Source organism: Pseudomonas sp. 5P_5.1_Bac1, assembly GCF_025466015.1.
Classification (GTDB): Bacteria; Pseudomonadota; Gammaproteobacteria; order Pseudomonadales; family Pseudomonadaceae; genus Aquipseudomonas.
This window is the reverse complement of record NZ_JANLNX010000070.1, coordinates 65723-87768: the sequence shown is the minus strand read 5'-3', so window position 1 is coordinate 87768 and position 22046 is coordinate 65723. Positions and strand designations below refer to the sequence as shown.

The following is a 22046-nucleotide window of genomic DNA, read 5'->3' as shown; positions in this document are numbered from 1 at the left end:
CATCACCGAAAAATCACGTTTTATTGATGTAAATCAACACCTTATAAAACTGGCACAAACCCTGCTCTATCCCTGCATCTGCAACGCTCGGGGAGAAGCAGCATGTTCCAGATCAATCCAATCACTAAAGGCATCGGCCTCAGTCTGTTGTTGGCCGGCCAGTTCGCTCACGCCGAAGACGACACCACCACCACGTCACTCAAGGCCGTCACGGTCACCGCCCAGCACCGCGAGGAAACCCTCCAGGAAGTGCCGGTGGCGGTTTCCGCGGTCCAGGGCAGCAACATCGTCGCCGACGGCGTTCGCGCCATGGGCGATATCACCACCTTCATTCCCAACGCCTCGGCGAAGAACCCGGATGGCGACGGCCGTCCGCGCTGGTACATCCGCGGCCTGGGCACCGGCGACACCGGCGCCGCCACCGTCTACCCGGTGGGCATCTACGCCGACGACGTCTACCTCAATGCCCCGGTGGCTGGCGGCGGTCCGCTGTTCGACCTGGAACGCATCGAGATCCTGCGCGGCCCGCAAGGCACCCTGTACGGCAAGAACACCACCGCCGGCGCGGTCAATGTGATCTCCAAGAAACCCACCTTCGAGACTGACGGCTACGGCACCATCGGCTTCGGCAGCAAGAATGAGCGCATCCTCAACGGCGCCATCGGCGGCACGCTGGTGGAAGACCGCCTGGCCGGCCGGGTGTCGCTGTACTCCGAGGAGCGCGACGGTTTCACCCACAACCTGACCAACGACCAGACCTACGGCGACGTCAACAAGAAGGCCGTGCGCGTGCAGTTCCTGGCCAAGGTCACCGACGACCTGGAAGCGCTGCTGAAGATCCACAGCCGCGAGTTCAAGGGCGACGGCAGCAGCGGTTCGCTGCCGCTGGGGCGTTATTACAACGTCGGTTACCAGCGTCCCGAAGGCCGGCGCATCGAGTTGAACACCGACGAGGACTACAAACTCGACCACAGCGGCACCTCGCTGACCCTGAACTGGAACCTCGGCGACTACACCCTCACCTCGATCACCGCCTACGACTACCTGCGCAACCAGTCCCTCGCCGACGCCGACTACACCCCCTACGAAGTCAACGGCGCCACCGACAGCGACAACCGCTACGACCAGTACTCGCAGGAATTCCGCCTGGCCTCGCCGCAGCAGGAAACCCTGCGCTGGATGCTCGGCACCCACTACTTCCACGAAACCCTCGACAGCAGCGCCGTGCGCCGCGTGATCCCCGGCCCGACGCCCAACGGCACCGGCTCCAACCAGACCGGCGGCGCCGTGGGCTTCCGCGACCTGAACTACGACCACCGCACCGACAGCTATGCGCTGTTCGGCAACCTGGCCTACGACTTCACCGACAACCTCACGGTCACCGGCGGCCTGCGCTGGACCACCGAGAAAAAGGACATCGACCTCAACCTGACCCAGTTGACCCGCGCCACCGCCAACGGCCCGCTGATCCCGCTGACCGCCGCCGGCAGCAACGGCAACCAGGAAGAAGAAAAACGCTGGGACGCCTGGACCTACGACCTGACCCCGGAATACCGCATCAACGACAACCTGCGGGTGTTCTTCCGCTACGCCCACGGTTTCCGTTCCGGTGGCTTCAACACCGGCCTGTCCACCAGCCTGGCGCAGTTGACCACGGTGGACCCGGAAGAACTGGACGCCTACGAACTGGGCCTGAAATCGGAGTGGTTCGACCGTCGCCTGACGGTCAACGCCAACGTCTTCTACTACGACTACCAGGACATCCAGGTCAACCTGCTGACGGTGAACAGCGGCATCCTCACCACCGCGCTGACCAACGGCGCCAAGGGCAAGGTCAAGGGCGCGGAACTGGAGATCGAGGGCCAGCCCACCGATCGCCTGCACCTGCGCGCGGCGCTGTCGTTCCTCGACACCGAATACACCGACTTCAAGAACACCAACCCCACCACCGGCGCCGTCACCGCCGACTACAGCGGCAACAGCTTCGTCCGCTCGCCGCGCCACGTGGTGTCGCTGGGCGCCGACTACACCCTGCCGCTGGACATTCCCGGCAAACTCGTGGCCGGTGGCGATGTCAGCTACCGCGACAAGGAATACTTCCTCGCCGACCGCCAGAGCAGCGCCGATGAACCGCTCAACCAGCCGCACTACACCCTGGTCAACAGCCGCCTGACCTGGTTCAGCGCCGACGAAAAACTCAGCGTCACCGGCTTCGTCAACAACCTCACCGACCGCCGCTACCAGGTCCACGGCCGGCCCAACGGCACCGCCGGCCAATACGTCATCACCTACGGCGACCCGCGCACCGTCGGCCTCAGCGTCACCAGCCGGTTCTGATCCCGCCCTCGCCGGCGGCCCGCGCCGCCGGCACCTCTTTCGTGTTACAGGAGTAGCCCCACATGTTCCGTCTCGATCCCTTGGCCGGCGCCATCGCGCTGGTCATCGGCAGCCTTGCCGTGCCCGTCGTTCAGGCCCAGGAGCCCGCCACCGGCAATGGCGCCAAGAGTGACAAACTCGACACCGTGGTGGTGGTCGGTACTCGCCGCAGCGACGTCACCGCGCTGGAAAGCGCCGCGCCGGTGGATGTGCTGAGCGCCGAACGCCTCGAAGAAACCGGCGCCAAGGACTTGTCCGGCGCACTCACCGCGCTGTCGCCGTCCTTCAGCTTCCCGCAATCGCCGCAGGGTGCTTTCGCCGGCTCCATCGCCCAAGGCGCCTCGCTGCGCGGGCTGGCCTCGGACCAGGTGCTGGTGCTGGTCAACGGCAAGCGCCGCCACAGCAGCGCCAACATTACCCGCCAGAGCCTGGCCAACGGCCGCGGCGCGGCGGCGGTGGACCTCAGCCTGATCCCGCTCAGCGCGGTACAGCGGGTGGAAATCCTGCGCGACGGCGCGGCCGCCCAGTACGGCTCCGACGCCATCGCCGGGGTGATCAACATCGTGCTCAAGGAAAACGATGACGGCGGCAACATCGGCTACCGCTTCGGCGGCTACGACAAGGGCGACGGCCTGCAGCGCAAGCTCAGCGGCTGGAAAGGCTTTGCCCTGCCCAATGACGGCTTCCTCACCCTGTCGTTCGACGCCGGCAACCAGGACCCGGCCAGCGACACCCGGCCGGACAACCGCATCTTCTATCCCGGCAGCACCAGCATCAACACGCCACGGGAGCAGAACAACCGCTACCGCACCTGGAACTGGGGCTCGGGCGGGGTTTCCGATCAGTACAACCTCGTCGCCAACAGCGAAATCGGCCTCGGCGACGGCCTGACCGCCTACGGCTTCGCCACCTACGCGCACAAGAACACCGACGCCGAAGGCTTCTTCGACCCGCCCACCACCCTGCGCAGCAACTACGGCAGCGTGGCGTTGTCGCGCTACCCGGACGGGCGCCTGCCGATCACCCGCTACGCCCTCGAAGACTATGCGTTGACCGGCGGCCTGCGTTACGAGAGCGAGCAACTGGGCAAGTTCGACCTGGCGGCCAACTACGGCAACGACACCCTCAAGTCCACCGACCGCGATGCCATCAACCCGAGCTGGGGTACGGCAAGCCCGTACAACATCTACACCGGTGAACGCGAGAACGAGCAGACCAACCTGACCCTGGACTGGGTGCGGGACTTCCCTACCGACCTGCTGGCCAAGCCGCTGACCGTTTCCGCCGGCCTGGCCTGGCGCAAGGAAAATTACGCCCTGAGCGCCGGCGAGGCCGCCGGCTGGCAGAACGGCGCGCTGTTCAATACCCTCGACCCGATCACCGGACGGCGCATTCCGGGCTATTACTCGGGGATCACCCAGGTCGATGCCGCCTCGCTGGAGCGCAAGGTCCTCGGTGCTTATCTGGATTTCGAAGGGCAGATCACCGACAAATTCCAGGCCGGCCTGGCGGTGCGTTCCGAGCACTACTCGGACTTCGGCGACACCACCAACGGTAAGCTGTCGCTGCGCTACGACTTCACCCCGCAGATCGCCGCCCGCGGCAGCATCAGCAGCGGCTATCGCGCGCCATCGCTGGTGCAGAGCGGTTTGTCATCGTTCAGCGTGCAAGTGGTCGAGCAGCCGGCGGGCAGCGGCAACTGGGTTGAAGTGCAGCAGCGCACCCTGCGTGCCGACAGCCCGGAAGCGGCGCTGCTCGGCGGCCGGGCGCTGAAGCCGGAAGAATCCACCAACTACTCCCTGGGGCTGGTCTGGCGACCGCTGACCAACGCATCACTGAGCGTGGACGCCTACCGCATCGACATCGACAACCGCATCACCCTCTCCGACCAGTTGCCGGCCAACGTGGTCGGGCCGATCTTCGCCGGCACGCCCTACGCCAACATCCAGAGCGCGGCGTTCTACACCAACATCGCCGACACCCGCACCGACGGCATCGAACTGAGCGGCCAATACCAACTGGACCTGGCCGCCTATGGTCGCCTGGACCTGAACGCCGGCGTCGCCAAGACCCGCACGCGGATCACCGACCTGCGGGATGTGGGCGGCATTCGTGGCGACCAGATCGTCGGGCGCAACACCCAAGGCCTGATCGAACACGGCACCCCGGAGAACAAACTGACCTTCAGCGCCAACTGGCTGTACGAAAACTGGGGCCTGACCCTGACCCAGCGGCGTTACGGCGAATGGAAAAACCTCAACGCCAGCAACCCGGCACTGGACCAGACCTTCAGCCCGCAATGGGTGACCGACCTGGACCTCAGCTACCGCTTCGACCTCGGGCTGAAAGTCTCGGTGGGCGCGATCAACCTGTTCGACAGCCACCCGGACAAACTCAAGGGCGCGCAGTTGTACGGGGTGCCGAAGTACTCGATCACTTCTCCCGAAGGCGCCCAGGGGGCGTTTTACTACTCCAGCGTGAGTTACGACTTTTGACCGGCTGAGCCAGGGAGCGCGACGCGGTCCTTGGCTCGATGAACGCTTCATGCAACTGGGCCACCACGCCTTTGGCGCCGTAGCAGCGGAAGCGGAACTCGCCATTGAGGTGCCTCACCACCACGATCCCGGTGAGCCAGCCGAACTCGTATCCGATCGAGGTCATATTCGCCGTGGGGATATGCACCTCGTTGAGATGATCATGAACCAGGCGGTTGGCGAAGTTGGCCGAGAAAACCAGGACGTCCTGCGTCACCTCAACGGTTCCGCCAACCCACCAGCTTTCCATCTTTGGGGCCATCGGCACGGTGGTGAACGACGGTTGTGAGTGCGCGTCGAGGAATGGCGACTCCTGAATGTAAGCGTTGACGATTTTTTTGAGATAGAGAGGTTGCATGTCGACCCTGACTGAGGAACTGCTGAAATTCAGCGCTAGAAATGAATCGCGGGGCGGCCCCGCGATGTCATATTGCCAGACTATGACAGGGGTCAGTAGTAAGCGTTCCACTTCGCGCGCGGCGTATCGCTGGCAAGCCACCACAAGGGCATAGCATGCCGAGAAAAGAGAATCCCCAGACAAAAAAACGGAGCCATCTGGCTCCGTTTTCTGTGCTTAGTAGTAAGCGTTTTCTTTCTGCGTGTGGTCAGTCACGTCGCGAACGCCTTTCAACTCAGGGATGCGCTCGAGCAGGGTGCGCTCGATGCCGTCCTTGAGGGTCACGTCGGCCTGGCCGCAACCTTGGCAACCGCCGCCGAACTGCAGCACGGCGATGCCGTCCTCGACCACTTCGATCAGGCTGACCTGACCACCGTGGCTGGCCAGCCCCGGGTTGATTTCGGTTTGCAGGTAATAGTTGATGCGCTCGTTGACCGGGCTGTCATCGTTGACCATCGGCACCTTGGCGTTCGGCGCCTTGATCGTCAGTTGGCCGCCCATGCGGTCGGTGGCGTAGTCGACGACGGCGTCGTCGAGGAACGGCTCGCTGACAGCGTCGATGTAGGCGGTAAAGCTCTTCAGGCCCAGCGCGGTGTCTTCTGGCTTCTCTTCACCCGGCTTGCAGTAGGCAATGCAGGTTTCGGCGTATTGGGTGCCGGGCTGGGTGATGAAGACGCGAATACCTATGCCCGGCGTGTTCTGCTTGGAGAGCAGATCGGCCAGGTAATCGTGCGCGGCGTCGGTAATAGTTATAGCGCTCATGGAATTTCCTCACAGACTTGGCGGCAGTTTACGCCAAGCGCGTCAACGAACAAAGTCCTAGCAATTATGTCGGGAAAGAAAGGATCAAGCCGCAAGCTACCAGCGGCAAGAAAAAGCAGCCAGCCGCGCCGCTGTTCTCTCTTGCCGCGTGAGGATTGAGGCTTGTCGCTTCAAAGATTCTCGTACCGATTCATATCCAGAACCCCGGACTCCACCGGATCGGTCTCCTTGATGTAGCTGTTCAAGTCATGGAAGTAATGCCAGAACTGCGGGTGACTGCGGCGCACGCCCCAGCGCATGACGATCCGCTCGAACTTCGCCGTGTCGTCACGCGCTGCTTCCATGTCCTCGACGAACTCCGGCACATCGCTGGCCGGCACGTTGAACATGAAATTCGGGTAACTGCTCATCACCCCCGGGTAAATGGTCAAGGTGTCCAGCCCCGGCTGATAGCGGTATGCCTCGCCCAGCATGAAAGCAACGTTACTGTGCGCACGGTTGCGCAACATGCTGTAGACCTGCCGTTTGCCGCCCTGCCCCTCGATACGCAGCATCGTCGCCTCGGGCAACTGGCCAATCACCTTCAAGCCCGCCGCCGGACGCGATGCCAGCCGGCTCAGGGCCTGCTCGACATCGCGGAATTCCTCGCTGACGGTGTCCCGCGAGCAATACGCGCCGGTACAGCGGTTGATCGGATCAGGCGAAGCATTGAGGCTGCCGGTGCGCTCGATCAGCTTGAGGCCGAAATCACGCGTGGGGTTGCGCGGATCGAGTTTCAGCGCGGTCGGCGTGCTGGTGTCGATTTCCTCGTAGTCCATCCACATCTTCACCTTGCCACTGTTCTGATACCAGTTGCTGAGGATGTCGCCACGCTGGTCGGCCGGCATCAGGCGCAGGAAGTTGACCTCTGCGCCGTTGCGGATCAGGTCGAAGTACAGGCGGGTCTGGGCCTGGTGCGAAACGTTGCCGTACACATCGAAATTGACCGCCAACTGATAGTAGGTGCGCTCGAGCAGCGGATAGTCGAACAGCCACATCGTCAGCGGCACGTCGCCGATCAGGCCCTTGGTCACCGACGCACTGTCGAAGTGGCGGAAGATGGTCAACAGCGCGTTGTCATTGCCCGCCCACAAGCTCGACCAACTCGGCGCCGGCATGTCGGCGTAGGTGTCGCGGCGCAGGCTTTCGTACTCGTTGCGCTTGTCGCGGTAGGCGTGCCAGAGGCTGAGAATGCTGCCAACGTCGTCGATCTGGCCGGGCATGGCCAGCAATGGCGTGGCCTCGGCACGGTACACCGCATCAGTGATATAGCGGTCGTGGGCCGGCTCCTGGAACAGCGCCCAGAAGTTGTCGCGGATCACGTCGGTGGCGATCTGTCCGCGGCACACCGGGCCGCGGATAAAGGTGCGAACGAAGTATTCGGCGTTATCCAGCATGAACTGGTAACGCGCGACCGCCGGAATCGCCTCGAAGGTCTCGAACGGATTGGAACGGTGCCGCGGGCCATAGCCCGGCAGCGAGGCGGCGTGCCAGTCACCGCTGTAGAACAACTGTTTCACCCGCTTGAGCTTCTGCGGCCCCATCGGGTAGGTGATGTGGGTCTTGTGCACGATCACGCCCTGCACGGGCATCAGCCGGTAATAGAAATCGGTGCCCGGCGGGTCGTTGGGGCGGCGCGTGGCGATCAGGTCGACCGGCTGGCCGCTCGGTGTGCGCGAGCGCACCCACTGGAAGAAATGCCCCGGCTCGCCGCCGACGAAGTAGATGTGCGCGAGGAACAGATGCTCATAGAGCCAGCGCCCCACCAGCGCCTCGGTGGAACCCGGACGGTTGAGCAGTTCCTCCCATTCCGCGACCTGCGCGGCTTCCGTCGCGCTCGGCTGCACCGGGTTGTGCTCAACCGGCGCGCCCTGGGCCAGCCAGCGTTGCAGGGTCTGGTACTCGGCCTCGGTCAGGCCGGTCACCGCCAGCGGCATGCCTTCTTTCGGGTGAGCCCCGGCGTAGGCGTCGAATTCACCGGGCAGCGGGCACATGTTGCTGCGGTTCAAGCCCAGGACGATGTCCTCGGGCAACTTGGCATTGGGTGTCAGCGGCGTGGTGTGCCCGAGTTCGAGCATCCGCGCCATCAACGCGGCCTGGCTGCCCTGGCGATCCAGCACCGAGCTGAAACCCATGCGCTGCCAGGCGGCCGGGCCGCTGGCGTCATAGAACAACCGGGTCGGGGCGACCGCCTGGCTGCGGTCGCCCTGGTAAACGGGCACCTTCGACATGCCGCGACTGGCGCCCTCGGCACTGCCGAGGTTGAGCTGGCAGGCCGCGTCGTTGCAGGCGTGGCAGGCCACGCACTTCTCGGTGAAAATCGGCTGGATGTCCCGGGCGTAGGAAATTGCCGGAGCGTTCTGAGGGGCTTGTCCGAGCGCCGCGCCACTGATGAGCAGAGCGAAGGCGCCGGCAAGAAAGCGATGCACCATGTGCCGTATGTCCTGATTTCATAAAGGCTTTTCACGATTCTACTTCGGGCCGCGGTGCCAACATGAATGAAATTCATGCAAATGTGCAACGCGTCTAAAAAGCGCGCAGCTTTGTTATCATCCCGCAACTTTCGTCTTTGTCTGACCCAGGTAGTCCCAATGTCTGACCGCAGCGCTCGTTTCCAAGCACTTCAGCAAGCACTCAAAGAGCGCATCCTGATTCTAGATGGCGGCATGGGCACTATGATCCAAAGCTATCGTCTTGAGGAAGAAGACTATCGTGGAACGCGCTTCGCCGATTGGCCGAGCGACGTCAAAGGCAACAACGACCTGCTCCTGCTGAGCCGTCCGGACGTGATCGCCGCGATTGAAAAGGCTTACCTGGACGCCGGCGCCGACATTCTCGAAACCAACACCTTCAACGCCACCCAGATTTCCCAGGCCGACTACGGCATGGAAGCGCTGGTGTACGAACTGAACGTCGAAGGCGCGCGCATCGCTCGCCAGGTGGCGGATGCCAAGACCCTGGAAACCCCCGACCGGCCGCGCTTCGTCGCCGGCGTGCTCGGCCCGACCAGCCGCACCTGCTCGATTTCCCCGGACGTCAACGACCCCGGCTACCGCAACGTCACCTTCGACGAACTGGTGGAAAACTACATCGAGGCCACCCGCGGCCTGATCGAGGGCGGCGCCGACCTGATCCTCATCGAAACCATCTTCGACACCCTCAACGCCAAGGCGGCGATCTTCGCCGTGCAACAGGTGTTCGAGGACGACGGCATCGAACTGCCGATCATGATTTCCGGGACCATCACCGACGCCTCCGGCCGCACCCTGTCCGGCCAGACCACCGAAGCCTTCTGGAACTCGGTACGCCACGCCAACCCGATCTCCGTCGGCCTGAACTGCGCCCTCGGCGCGAAAGACCTGCGCCCGTACCTGGAAGAACTGTCGACCAAGGCCGGCACCCACGTCTCCGCGCACCCGAACGCCGGCTTGCCCAACGCCTTCGGCGAATATGACGAAACGCCAGCGGAAATGGCCGTGGTGGTCGAGGAGTTCGCCGCCAGCGGCTTCCTCAACATCATCGGCGGTTGCTGCGGTACCACCCCGGGCCACATCCAGGCGATCGCCGAGGCCGTGGCCAAGTACAAGCCGCGGGAAATCCCCGAGATTCCAAGGGCCTGCCGCCTGTCCGGCCTGGAACCCTTCACCATCGACCGCAACTCGCTGTTCGTGAACGTCGGCGAGCGTACCAACATCACCGGCTCCGCCAAGTTCGCCCGGCTGATCCGCGAGGAAAACTACACCGAAGCGCTGGAAGTCGCCCTGCAGCAGGTCGAAGCCGGCGCCCAGGTGATCGACATCAACATGGACGAAGGGATGCTCGACTCCCAGGCCGCCATGGTCCGTTTCCTCAACATGATCGCCGGCGAACCGGACATTTCCCGCGTGCCGATCATGATCGACTCCTCCAAGTGGGAAGTGATCGAGGCCGGCCTCAAGTGCATCCAGGGCAAGGGCATCGTCAACTCGATCTCGATGAAGGAAGGCGTCGACGCGTTCAAACATCACGCCAAGCTGTGCAAGCGCTACGGCGCTGCCGTGGTGGTGATGGCCTTCGACGAAGTCGGCCAGGCCGACACCGCCGCGCGCAAACGCGAAATCTGCCAGCGCAGCTACGACATCCTGGTCAACGAAGTGGGCTTCCCGCCGGAAGACATCATCTTCGACCCGAACATCTTCGCCGTCGCCACCGGCATCGAAGAGCACAACAACTATGCCGTGGACTTCATCGAAGCCTGCGCCTATATCCGCGACCACCTGCCCTACGCCCTGTCGTCGGGGGGCGTGTCCAACGTGTCGTTCTCGTTCCGCGGCAACAACCCGGTACGTGAGGCGATTCACTCGGTATTCCTCTACCACGCCATCCAGAACGGCCTGACCATGGGCATCGTCAACGCCGGCCAACTGGAAATCTACGACGAGATTCCACCGGCGCTGCGCGAGCGCGTCGAAGACGTGGTGCTCAACCGCACCCCGGAAGGCACCGACGCCCTGCTGGCGATCGCCGAGGATTACCGCGGCGGCGGCGCGACCAAGGAAGTGGAAACCGAAGAATGGCGTTCGCTGCCGGTGGAAAAGCGTCTGGAACACGCGCTGGTCAAGGGCATCACCGCCTTTATCGTCGAAGACACCGAACTCTGCCGCCAGCAATGCGCGCGCCCCATCGAAGTGATCGAAGGCCCGCTGATGAGCGGAATGAACATCGTTGGCGACCTGTTCGGTGCCGGCAAGATGTTCCTGCCCCAGGTAGTCAAGTCGGCGCGGGTGATGAAACAGGCCGTGGCGCACCTGATCCCGTTCATCGAAGAAGAGAAAGGCGACAAGCCGGAGGCCAAGGGCAAGATCCTCATGGCCACGGTCAAGGGCGATGTCCACGACATCGGCAAGAACATCGTCGGCGTGGTGCTCGGCTGTAACGGCTATGACATCGTCGACCTCGGCGTGATGGTGCCGGCGGAGAAGATTCTCCAGGTCGCCCGCGAAGAGAAATGCGACATCATCGGCCTGTCCGGCCTGATCACGCCGTCGCTGGACGAAATGGTCCACGTCGCCCGCGAGATGCAGCGCCAGGATTTCCACCTGCCACTGATGATCGGCGGCGCCACCACCTCCAAGGCCCACACCGCGGTGAAGATCGAGCCGCGCTACAGCAACGACGCGGTGATCTACGTCACCGACGCCTCCCGCGCCGTGGGCGTGGCCACGCAACTGCTGTCCAAGGAATTGAAGCCGGCCTTCGTCGAGAAGACCCGCACCGAGTACGTCGACGTCCGCGAACGCACCGCCAACCGCAGCGCCCGCACCGAGCGCCTGAGCTACGCGCAGTCGATCGCCGCCAAACCGAAGTACGACTGGGCCGACTATCAGCCGGCAGTTCCGAGCTTTACCGGCGTCAAAGTGCTGCAGGACATCGACCTGAACGTGCTGGCCAAGTACATCGACTGGACGCCGTTCTTCATTTCCTGGGACCTGGCCGGCAAATTCCCGCGCATCCTCACCGACGAAGTGGTGGGCGAAGCGGCGACCGCGCTGTACGAGGACGCCCGGCAGATGCTGACGAAACTGATCGACGAGAAACTGATCAGCGCCCGCGCGGTATTCGGCTTCTGGCCGGCCAACCAGGTCGCCGATGACGATATCGAGGTCTACGGCGATGACGGCCAGCCGCTGGAGCGCCTGCACCACCTGCGCCAGCAGACCATCAAGCCGGATAACAAGCCGAACTTCAGCCTGGCCGACTTCGTCGCGCCGAAGGACAGCGGCGTCACCGACTACGTGGGCGGCTTCATCACCACCGCCGGCATCGGCGCCGAAGAAGTGGCCAAGGCCTATCAGGACAAAGGCGACGACTACAGTTCGATCATGGTCAAGGCCCTCGCCGACCGCCTGGCCGAAGCCTGCGCCGAATGGCTGCACGAGCAGGTGCGCAAGGACTACTGGGGCTACGCGAAAGACGAGCACCTGGACAACGACGCGCTGATCAAGGAGCAATACGCCGGTATCCGCCCTGCTCCCGGCTACCCGGCGTGCCCGGACCACACCGAAAAAGCCACGCTGTTCCGCTTGCTGGACGGCACCGCCATTGGCGAAACCGGCCAGAGCGGCGTGTTCCTCACCGAACACTTCGCCATGTTCCCGGCGGCGGCGGTCAGCGGCTGGTACTTTGCACACCCGCAGGCGCAGTACTTCGCGGTCGGCAAGGTGGACAAGGACCAGATCGAAAGCTACAGCGCGCGTAAAGCGCAGGATGTGTCGGTGAGCGAGCGCTGGCTGGCGCCGAACCTCGGCTACGACAACTGATGATCTAAAAGCCGCTGCACGGCGGTTCGGGACACCGAACCGCCGTGAATGGCGCGCAAGCGGCTCTGCCAGCGTGCTCAGCGACTAGACTCTCTGTCAAACCTGAACAGGGAGCCCATCATGGAAGACCCAAGCCAAAGCAAACCACCTACCTTCTGGCAACTCCTGCACAGCACCCTCGCCGCCGCGTTCGGCGTGCAGAGCGGCAAGAACCGCGCACGCGACTTCACCCATGGCAAGCCCTCGCACTTCATCGCCATGGGCATCGCGTTCACCCTGGTGTTCATTCTGGTGCTGTACGGGCTGGTCCAGCTGGCCCTGCACCTTACCGCCCGCTGAAACGAAAACCGCCCGCGGGGTCCATGCCGCGGGCGGTTTTCATTTCAGGTCGCAAGATCACGATTGTTGCGGGCAGCTTCAGCGCTCCATCACTGATGACTGACCCAATACACAGCGGTCACGACAACCAGGACAATCAGGCAAAGGATTGCCCAAGCGTCGACATTGCTGTCGCTTTTGACGGCTTTGGTCGGGTTTCCCATTGCATTGCCTCTTTTATTGGTGGTTATGGGAATGCATACCCCCAGCAGTAAAGTCCAGCAATGCCCATTGCTCAAGCAGGGACTTTGACGAGTCGACGGACGCCCTGTCCGACCTTCGTTTCGCCGGCTGACGGCACCTGCCAACCCCCTCGTAAAGACCGATAAATGCCAGCCAATCTCACTTAGTCCAAATGGTTCTTTTCATATGCAAAAACATCACTTTTGCGCATAAATACAACCTGCTATCTTTCCCCGGCTCCGCATCCGGAGTGCGCGGCCGTGCGCGCGATTAGCTGCAAGCAGCTTGAGAACAGGACCCCTATGTACGTATACGACGAGTACGATCAGCGGATCATCGAGGACCGCGTCAAGCAGTTCCGGGATCAGACCCGCCGCTACCTGGCCGGCGAACTGAGCGAAGAAGAATTCCGCCCTCTGCGCCTGCAGAACGGCCTCTATATCCAACGTTTTGCCCCGATGTTGCGGGTTGCCGTGCCTTACGGCCAGCTGACCTCGCGTCAGACCCGCCTGCTGGCGAAGATCGCTCGCGACTATGACAAGGGCTACGCGCACATCAGCACCCGGCAGAACGTCCAGTACAACTGGCCTGCCCTGGAAGACATCCCGGACATCCTCGCCGAGCTGGCCACCGTGCAGATGCACGCAATCCAGACCAGCGGCAACTGCCTGCGCAACGTCACCACCGACCAGTTCGCCGGTGTCGCCGCCGACGAGTTGATCGATCCGCGCCCATGGTGCGAGATCGTCCGTCAGTGGACCACCTTCCACCCGGAATTCGCCTACCTGCCGCGCAAGTTCAAGATCGCCATCAACGGCTCGACCAGCGACCGCGCGGCCATCGAAGTGCACGATATCGGCCTGGAGCCGGTGCACAACGAAGCCGGCGAGCTGGGCTTCCGCGTTCTGGTCGGTGGCGGCCTCGGCCGTACCCCGGTAATCGGCGCCTTCATCAATGAGTTCCTGCCATGGCAGGACCTGCTGAGCTACCTGGACGCCATCCTGCGGGTTTACAACCGCTACGGCCGGCGTGACAACAAGTACAAGGCGCGGATCAAGATTCTGGTCAAGGCCCTGACGCCGGAAGTGTTTGCCGAGAAGGTCGAGGCCGAAATGGTCCACCTGCGCGGCGGCAGCAGCACCCTGACCGATGCCGAAGTGCATCGCGTTGCCAAGCACTTCGTCGATCCGGACTACAAGGCCCTCGACAACCTCGATACGCAACTGGCCGAGCTTGACCAGCAGCACCCGGGCTTCGCCCGCTGGCGCGTGCGCAACACCCTGGCGCACAAGAAGCCGGGCTACGTTGCCGTCACCCTGTCGCTCAAGCCTACCGGCGTCGCCCCGGGCGACCTGACCGACAAGCAACTGGACAAGGTCGCCGACCTCGCCGAGCGCTACAGCTTCGGCCAGCTGCGCACCTCCCACGAACAAAACATCATCCTCGCCGATGTCGAGCAGAGCGAGCTGCACACGCTCTGGCTGGAACTGCGCGAGCATGGCTTCGCCACGCCGAACATTGGCCTGCTGACCGACATCATCTGCTGCCCGGGTGGTGACTTCTGCTCCCTGGCCAACGCCAAGTCGATCCCGATCGCCGAATCCATCCAGCGCCGTTTCGACGACCTGGACTACCTGTTCGACATCGGCGAACTGGACCTGAACATTTCCGGTTGCATGAACGCCTGTGGTCACCACCACGTCGGTCATATCGGTATTCTCGGCGTGGACAAGAAAGGCGAAGAGTTCTATCAAGTCTCCCTCGGTGGCAGCGCCAGCCGTGACGCCAGCCTGGGCAAGATCCTCGGCCCGTCCTTCGCCCAGGACGCCATGCCGGACGTGATCGAGAAGCTGATTAACGTCTACGTTGAAAAACGCAACGAAGACGAGCGCTTCATCGACACCTACCAGCGCATCGGCATCGACCCCTTCAAGGAGCGCGTCTATGCAGCGAATCATTAAGAACAACCAGATCGTCGACGAAACCTGGCACCTGCTGCCCAAGGACGTGACCCTGGACCAACTGAGCAACTGCGACGACTACATCGTGCCGCTGCAACTGTGGCGCGAACACGCCCACGCCCTGAAAGCCCGCGACGGCGGCCTGGGCGTGTGGCTGGACAGCGACGAAGAAGCCGAGGAAATCGGTGAAGATGTCGCGCATTTCCAGGTCATCGCCCTGAACTTCCCGGCCTTCACCGACGGGCGCAACTATTCCAATGCGCGTCTGCTGCGTGATCGCTACAAGTTCACCGGCGAACTGCGCGCCATTGGCGACGTGCTGCGTGACCAGTTGTTCTACATGGCTCGCTGCGGTTTCGACGCTTTCGCCGTGCGCGCCGACAAAGACCCGGAAGATGCACTGCAAAGTCTCAAGGACTTCTCGGTGACCTACCAGGCCGCCACTGACGAACCGCTGCCGCTGTTCCGCCGCCGCTGATCGGTCAGGCAAAGGCCCCATTACCGGGGAATGCCTGGTCAGTCTTCGCGAGCAAGCTCGCTCCTACACCATCGACGCATGTGTAGGAGCGAGCTTGCTCGCGAAGGGCTGCCCGGTAGCGGGCCTTTGTACATTCAGCCAATCCCGCCCCTAGAGTTCCTCGACCGCCTCGTCCTCCGCCTTGGTCAAGCGCGAAATACAGTCGACCTCAGCCTTGCGGTGAGCATCCCTCACGGCATTCACGACATCCAGGTAGCGCTGCCCGCTCAGCTCGACCCTCCGCAAAGCGCCTTGCGCGTCCAGCGGACTTTCACCAAGAGCTTCGCTCAACACCTCCAGCACCTCCCGCTCCAGTGTGGGGATCGGGCCCTGATAAATCTGCGCGCAGTATTCCAGGTACTCCAAACCTTCGGCCCATGGCGCCACGACGGCTTCGAACTGCACGGAAAAGCGCCGCTTGAGGTAGCGCTGCCAACTCGCATCACCGGCCATCCACTGCTGCCGGTTTGCAGCGGTCTCATTCACCAGCACCGCGTCCCTGATGTTCATGATCGTCCTCTTCGAAATATTCGCCTCCTCCCTATAGAGCATGCCCGTCGACAGCTCGGGATAGTTCAACGCTTTCGCCAGCCCCTGACGCAGTGCCAGGCGAATCTCGATATCGTCCACAGTCGCGCGCAAGAGCAACCCGTCACTGATGTCATCCTGAACAGCCAGATCGGGCAGCGTCTCCTGCCTGACCAGCGCCCGGCGCCGGAGCACCCGGCGCTGTGCCACAAGTTCGCTCAGGCGCTGCACTTCATGGCGCCGGAACAGTTGCCGGAAGAGTTGCACCAGCGTAGTGCCCAACTCGGCGTTGTTGCCAGCCTCCACGCCAAGACGGTAAACCAGCACGGTCGTTTCCAGCTCACTGAAAGCATCCGTACCGGCATCGCCACAGGTAAACGGAAAGCACCGGGCAATCTCGACCAGTTCCTCGCGCAACTCGTCATGTTGCGAGCTGAACTCCAGCAATGCCCAGACCCTCTCGTTCAGGCCGGTTTTATTGATGCTGTATTCCCGGGATTCGGCCAGACGGTCAAGAACGTCCATCAGCTCCATGTTGCCCCGGCGCACGAACATCTCGCTCCACAGCTCGCGTTGCGCAGCGCTTGACCCCACCAGCCAGGGCAAGCTCGAGTGCTGGAACTGCCCGGACGCGTGGAAGACCGAACCCGTGGCTTCAAGCCGCGCCACGCTCTCGGCCAGCAGCGGGTTGTAGTTGACGTGCAGCCGGCTCTGATTCGAGTCGCTCTCCCGCAGCACCTCAGCAAAACGCGTTGTCGCCAACTCCGGGATTTCGCTGATGAAGTTCGAACTCAACTCGACCTGGCGCAACCGACAACGGTGCAGATTCATCAGCCGAGAAAGCCCTTCGGGCCAGCCGGTGATGGCGCATGACTCCAGGTCCAGGTGCTGCAACAGCACCATGTTACTGACATCGGGAGCCAGCCCCAGCGGGTTGGACGAGAGTGACAGCACACGCAGGTGTGAAAAGCGGGTGAACGCCTGCGCGGCTGCGGCATCGAGGACGATCCGATTGCTGCCCAGGCTCAGGCGCTCCAGCGGCAGGGCGGACAATATATCCAGGTCGCCAGCGCTCAAGGCCAACCCATTGAACCGTATGCTCAACCGGCACAGCGAAGGCAGGCTGCAGAGGTCGCGCAATACCTGGGCCGGAAAGCTCGAGAGGCGATTGCTGCTGAGGTTCAGCGACTGCAATCCATGGAGCGAGCGCAGCGGCTCGAACACTGTCAACGAGTTGGTCAGCGCATTACTGCTCAGGTCGAGCGTGCTCAGGCTGGCCAGGTGGGCGACCGCTTCGGGAACCGAGCTCAAGTTGTTGTTGAGCAATATGAGCTCACGCAACTCGCCGAAACGACCGAGAAAGCTCTCGGGCACCTCATCCAGCCCCATGCTCTCCATGTTCAATTGCTTTATATGATCGAAGCGGGCGCGCAGTACAGGCAGCCGCGAAACACGCTGCCCGGACAAGTCGAGGATATGCGTTCGCTCACCGTCACCAGCCAGGCGCCACGCCGCCTTCAACCGCTGCCCCACCCGCCAGCGGTACTCAAGCTCGAAAGAGCTGATCTGCAGCTCCAATTGCCAGTCCCGCAGGCTCCGCGCAAGCTGCTCGTATTCGTGCTCCAGCGCCTCGATGGCGGTGCCCAGATGCTCGTTGCTCAGTGATAGACGCGCCTTGAGCGCCTGTATCTGGCGGCGATTCAAGTCAGGATAGAGTTCGCTCAGCCTACGCGCCGTTGCCTGAGTACTCTGAACACCACCGAGTGGGTAACCCAGCCGTCCATCCGCGAGCCGCAGCGGCGAACGAAACCCCGGCCGTACCGGCTGCTGGCCCAGCAACCGCGAAGCCTGAACGCGGTCGTCGATAGCCAAGCGATACAGCAATGCCTGCAATGGCGGTTGCCCGGGCAGGTCAATCCCCAGTGCGACGCGGTCTTTGCCGGGAAGCGCTGTCAGGATTGCCCCGGCCATGGACTCGCTCCTGGCAAGTGCCTGCCCTTCAACGTCGAACACGGTATAACTCCCGTGTTCGCGCACCAAGGTCCTTTTCAGGGAGGCGTTCATCTCGCCCACCTGCTCCAGCAAACGCCCGTCCGCGGTGTCCCTGCGCAGTTCGAAACGAACCCGGCCGTCCCAGTTCGGCAGCTTTTCCATCAGGCGCAAGGTCAGGCGGTCACTGTCCCGGGTTGCCATGGTGGGCCGATGCAAGCCTTCGAGTGCCCGGCTCAAGCGAACCTGACGCTGATAGAGCCGGGCCTCCTCCGCCAGCGTCAGGGGAATCCGCTCATCGCCGGCCTCCAGACCGCTGGCGTGGCTGAGCAGTTCATCAACGACCTCATCAGGCAGCGAGGTGAATCTTTCCTTCAGGAGCCGGGCCCTTGACGACTTGGGTGCGTGGCCTTGGTCGTACAGGGTTTCGAATATCGTCTTTCGACGCCGGATGATGCGCCTGGCCATCTTCTCGCGCACGGCCTGCGCCCGCGCATCGGGCGCGACGCCCGCGCCGAGCAGTTGGTCGATCTCGCTTTCATCAAGCTGCGCCACGATGGCTTCGGGCAGCCTGTTGTCGAACAGGTCGCTGGCAAGCACCTTGATTGATCGGCCCTCTGGCCAGAGCTGACGTCCATAGACCGTCGGGGTGCCGGTCAACGTTGGCCCCTCGAACACTTCGATCACCCGCCGCGGCCAGCCCGGCAACTCTATCGCCAGCCTTGCGCAGAAACCCATGTTCAGCTCACCTGACTGAGCGCTGCGCAGGAGGTCGATCATCCGGCCAATACTGTCATCGAGGCGTAGCCGTCGCAGGGTGTCTTCGAGCAACGGCGGCACGGGAGTGCTTTCCACGTACATCCGACGCAGCATGTCGTCGCTGATACCACTGATATCCGCCGCTTGCGCCAGTTGTATGTCCTCCAGCCGTTCAGTGACCGGCCCCATACGGCACAGCAGTTGCCGTCGGCTCCAGCTCAAGGGCAACTCGCCCTTCGCCACCCAGGCACCGCGACCGTTATGCCTGAGCTGCGGCTGGTAGGCTTCGGGGTTGGCGGGATGGAGAATGCGCCACTCGCCTCCTGCACTCAGGGCGATCTCATAGGAAGTGCCGTTCAGGCGCAGGTAGTACTTGCCGGCGATCGCATACACCCCTTGGGCGTTGCACACCTCGTTCTCCAGGTCGACCTCAACGGCATAGGGCTTGAGGTCCGGTTTCCACAAGCGAACCTGGCCATCCGGCCGCCTGACCTGGACCAACCCGTCCATCAGCTCGCTCGACGTCGCCCTGGACAGCCGATGGCCGGCCAGGCCCAGTCCGGCTATCAGGGCGATGTTCAAACCCACCGCCTCAAAAACGGTCCAGGCCTCATCCAGCTCACCCTCTTCCCAGGCGCGGAGGCCATCGACCACCTCCGCGAACAACTGCTCAGCCGCCACGGCCGCCATCACCAGATCCAGCCCGGGTATGAAAAAGGCTACGGCGTTGAGCAGGTTGAAACCAGTACTCTCCCAATACGCCAGGCGCGTAGTGCGTGCTTGCTCATCGGCATCGGCGCTGGGCACTGCGAGGATCCTGGCATCTGCCTTGAGCTTTTCGACGTGGCGCTCCTGCAGGTGGCCGAACAGCTCCACCTCAATGGGCTCCGCGCCCAGATAAAGATTGCCGTTGGGATCGGGCTGGCGCTCATACACGCCACTGGGCTGGCGAACCTGGTGGTACAACGCCTCTTCGAGGCGGCGCATGACGTGGGCCTCGCTGACCTTGGGCGCATAGCGCCGCAACAGTGCTTGATAGTCGGGCGACCGCAGCTTGATCCGCAGGTCGCGAATGGCGGCAGCGGCCGAGGGATATTCCTTCAGCGGGCTCGACGGAGCGCCCGGCAGGTAGACCAACAGCGGCTCGGCGCTGTCCCCGCGCCCCAGCCCGCCGCTGATCAGCAGCACCTGAGCCAATGCAATACCGAACATCGACAAGTGCCAGCAACGAACCGGCCGCTCATTGAAACGCGGAGCCCGCTCGCCTCCCAACAGCTCCAGCAGCGTCTGCCGGGCCGACGGACCAATATCCTCTTTCAGAAACGCGATCTGCACATCGACCCGCAATTGATCCTTGAAGGCGGCAACCGATTGCTCATGCACCCTGCCGCGGGTGGCTGGAGTGTCGAACACGTGCTGCAGGTGCCGCTGGTACTGCCCGCCCAGGTCAAGGTCGTGGCACAGGCGGGCGAACCGCGCCGGCTCGATGGGCAACTGCTCCCGATAGCGATAGCGAAAACGCGGGTAGGCACCCTGACCATCGGGGATCAGTTCCAGGCTGAAGGCGTCTTTGGGCGCAAGCGCGGTGCCAGCCTCGAACCCGACCTCACGGGCAAAGTTCTGCAGCGCGGCCTGCATCAGGCTTTGCCGCTGCGGAACGGTCCTGAGCATGGAGCCAATCATCTCCGGCTCGCGGGTGATCTGGACGAATTCATCCTTGTTCAGGTCGACCAACACGCCCAGCCCAACCGCGATACGGGCCTGGAGCAACGGTTCGGCGAACTCGCCAATACCTTTCAGCGATTTGAGCGTGACCGCCAGTGTGTTCCTGGAGTGGCGGCGACGGGCTTGATAGTCGAGCAGGACCTGACGCTCAACCTCAGAGGCGCTGTTGAACCAATGGTCAGGCGCCGACGCGCCTTCCTGCTCAGACAGGTGGCTGTTGCGCAGGCGCTTGAAGTCGGCGGGGGTGGAGTGCTTGAAAAAATCGGGTAAACGGCCCTGGATGAAGGGCGCGTGCAAGTCAGGGACAGCGGGGGGACGGAAGGACGTCATCGCAGGTTTTCCTAAGGCAAATGAGCACGAAGGAAACCTGCTTGAGCTGCTGCAACGGTGCTACATACTGCTTAACGCCAGCGGCTGAGCCGGCTCCACAACCCGAGCAACGCGTTCTCGACCGAACCGCTGGCGGCCAGCCCTACCCGCTCCTGCAGGCTTTTGCGCTCGGCATAGTGCAGGTGATAGAGGTTCGAATCACGCGCCCGCTCGCCAAGGTACTCGTCGCTGGTCTTGAGCTCGTCGACCAGTTGCTTGTTCAGCGCCGCCACGCCCAGCCAGACTTCACCGGTCGCGACATCATCGATGTGCAACTGCGGGCGATAACGCGAAACGAAGTCCTTGAACAACTGATGGGTCACATCCAGGTCTTCCTGGAATTTCTCCCGGCCCTTCTCGGTGTTCTCGCCGAACACCGTCAGCGTGCGCTTGTACTCGCCGGCGGTCAGCACTTCGAAGTCGATATCGTGCTTCTTCAGCAGGCGGTTGACGTTGGGCAACTGCGCCACCACGCCGATGGAGCCGAGGATGGCGAAAGGCGCACTGACGATACGCTCGCCGATGCAGGCCATCATGTAGCCGCCGCTGGCCGCGACCTTGTCGATACACACCGTGAGCGGCACGCCGGCCTGGCGAATACGCGCCAACTGGGACGCAGCCAGGCCGTAGCTGTGGACCATGCCGCCGCCGCTTTCGAGACGCAGCACCACTTCGTCGCGCGGCGTTGCCAGCGTCAGCAAGGCGGTGATTTCGTGGCGCAGGCTGTCGGTGGCCGAGGCCTTGATATCGCCGTCAAAGTCGAGGACAAACACCCGCGGCTTGTCTTCCGGGGCTTTCTTCTGTTTCTTCTGTTCCTTGGCCTGCTGCTTGCGCAGGGCCTTGAGCTGGTTCTTTTCCAACAGGCCCGACTCCAGGCGCTCACGCAAGTCCTTGTAGAACTCATTGAGCCGAGTAACCTGCAATTGCCCGCCGGCCTTGCGCCGTCCCTTGCCGCGAAGACCGGCGATAGCCGACAGCACAACCAGAACCGCGATCACCAGAGTGGCGGTCTTGGCGAGAAAGCTTGCGTACTCTGCAAGAAACTCCACGATAACTCCTTAGCTGACCTGCGCCGCGAGGGCGCGAAAACGATAGTGAAGCATACCGGCGCCGACAGGCCGTCGCCAGCGTAGGAAATTTCCAGCAACGCAGTTCAAACGCCCTTTTCAAACGCTTGTATGTTTTTTCGTTGACAGCCTGCCAGTGGCAACCTAACCTCGCCAAATCCTA

The 22046-nt window shown here is 62.8% G+C and carries 11 protein-coding genes; 6 read left to right on the top strand and 5 right to left on the bottom strand.

Annotated elements, in window-relative coordinates:
• The first annotated feature begins 102 nt into the window (after positions 1 to 102).
• Together NTD82_RS15425 and NTD82_RS15420 are read left to right on the top strand one after the other, a co-directional pair.
• Positions 103 to 2337 (top strand): TonB-dependent receptor, encoded by a 2235-nt coding sequence (locus NTD82_RS15425; RefSeq protein WP_262129326.1) that lies wholly within the window; start codon positions 103 to 105, stop codon positions 2335 to 2337.
• Positions 2338 to 2399: 62 nt separating this feature from the next.
• Positions 2400 to 4871 (top strand): TonB-dependent receptor plug domain-containing protein, encoded by a 2472-nt coding sequence (locus tag NTD82_RS15420; protein WP_262129325.1) that lies wholly within the window; start codon positions 2400 to 2402, stop codon positions 4869 to 4871.
• Here the strand turns inward: NTD82_RS15420 and NTD82_RS15415 are convergent.
• The 3 genes from NTD82_RS15415 to NTD82_RS15405 all read right to left on the bottom strand — a co-directional run bounded on the left by NTD82_RS15415 (position 4810) and on the right by NTD82_RS15405 (position 8540).
• Entirely contained in the window at positions 4810 to 5268 is a 459-nt protein-coding gene (locus NTD82_RS15415) for a hypothetical protein (RefSeq protein WP_262129324.1), read from the bottom strand. The two genes, NTD82_RS15420 and NTD82_RS15415, sit on opposite strands and share 62 nt — an antisense overlap.
• A gap of 216 nt (positions 5269 to 5484) precedes the next feature.
• Positions 5485 to 6069: a Fe-S biogenesis protein NfuA gene (gene nfuA / locus NTD82_RS15410; protein WP_095155072.1), complete on the bottom strand. Its 585-nt coding sequence runs from the start codon at positions 6067 to 6069 to the stop codon at positions 5485 to 5487.
• Between the two features lie 170 nt (positions 6070 to 6239).
• The gene (locus NTD82_RS15405; protein ID WP_262129323.1) at positions 6240 to 8540 is read right to left on the bottom strand and encodes a fatty acid cis/trans isomerase; all 2301 of its coding nucleotides are present in this window, start codon (positions 8538 to 8540) and stop codon (positions 6240 to 6242) included.
• A 159-nt stretch (positions 8541 to 8699) separates the two neighbouring features.
• On the opposite strand from NTD82_RS15405, the gene metH reads away from it, so the two are divergent.
• The 4 genes from metH (at position 8700) to NTD82_RS15385 (ending at position 15407) form a co-directional block, all read left to right on the top strand.
• Positions 8700 to 12407 (top strand): methionine synthase, encoded by a 3708-nt coding sequence (gene metH / locus NTD82_RS15400; RefSeq protein WP_262129322.1) that lies wholly within the window; start codon positions 8700 to 8702, stop codon positions 12405 to 12407.
• A gap of 120 nt (positions 12408 to 12527) precedes the next feature.
• Positions 12528 to 12746, top strand: a complete 219-nt coding sequence (locus tag NTD82_RS15395; RefSeq protein ID WP_095155075.1) for a DUF2970 domain-containing protein — start codon at positions 12528 to 12530, stop codon at positions 12744 to 12746.
• 524 nt (positions 12747 to 13270) lie between these two features.
• Entirely contained in the window at positions 13271 to 14929 is a 1659-nt protein-coding gene (locus tag NTD82_RS15390) for a nitrite/sulfite reductase (protein WP_095155076.1), read from the top strand.
• A complete protein-coding gene (locus tag NTD82_RS15385) occupies positions 14913 to 15407 on the top strand; it encodes a DUF934 domain-containing protein (protein ID WP_095155077.1) in 495 nt (164 codons plus the stop codon). Before NTD82_RS15390 ends, NTD82_RS15385 begins: the two co-directional genes overlap by 17 nt.
• A 150-nt stretch (positions 15408 to 15557) precedes the next feature.
• Here the strand turns inward: NTD82_RS15385 and NTD82_RS15380 are convergent, their stop codons facing one another.
• Positions 15558 to 20777 carry a dermonecrotic toxin domain-containing protein gene (locus NTD82_RS15380; protein WP_262129321.1) on the bottom strand — a complete coding sequence of 1740 codons (5220 nt, stop codon included), beginning with the start codon at positions 20775 to 20777 and terminating at the stop codon, positions 15558 to 15560.
• A gap of 71 nt (positions 20778 to 20848) precedes the next feature.
• Positions 20849 to 21865 carry a protease SohB gene (gene sohB / locus NTD82_RS15375; RefSeq protein WP_262129320.1) on the bottom strand — a complete coding sequence of 339 codons (1017 nt, stop codon included), beginning with the start codon at positions 21863 to 21865 and terminating at the stop codon, positions 20849 to 20851.
• Between the last annotated feature and the right edge of the window lie 181 nt (positions 21866 to 22046).